Below are 354 nucleotides of genomic sequence, written 5' to 3'. Positions count from 1 at the left end.
GATCGCTCGCGATCAGCGCCATCCGCGGCGCTCGCAGCCATCCTTCGAGACACACCCGCGGCGGTGCTGGAAAGCACTGACGGTCGTAGGCCTGGATAGCCGCGTAGCTCTCCGGCGTCGCTGGCCGGATGTCGGCGCCGCGAATCAGGCCGTCGGGTCGTCCGCTGTAGCGAACCGTCTCATAGGCTGGCACGAAGCCCATGCGCTGGTACTTGGCCCGCTGCTCGGCCACGCCATCGCGGCCGATGATCCGGCCACCGAGCCTTGTCATGCCGGCATCCCAGACTGCCTTGCCATGGCCTTGGCCGCGGTTGCCCGGTCGGCAGATGTAAAGGCCGATGAACCCAAAGCCGG

At 67.8% G+C, this 354-nt stretch carries 1 pseudogene; it reads right to left on the bottom strand.

Annotated features, from left to right (window positions below):
• A pseudogene (locus EN846_RS35520) lies at nt 1-271 on the bottom strand (GNAT family N-acetyltransferase); the annotation flags it as partial.
• Nucleotides 272-354: the final 83 nt, after the last annotated feature.

The sequence above is a fragment of the Mesorhizobium sp. M4B.F.Ca.ET.203.01.1.1 genome, assembly GCF_004791025.1.
In the GTDB taxonomy this organism is placed as follows: Bacteria; Pseudomonadota; Alphaproteobacteria; order Rhizobiales; family Rhizobiaceae; genus Mesorhizobium; species Mesorhizobium abyssinicae.
The sequence above is the reverse complement of the archived record's forward strand: the minus strand, read 5'-3'. Positions and strand labels throughout refer to the sequence as shown.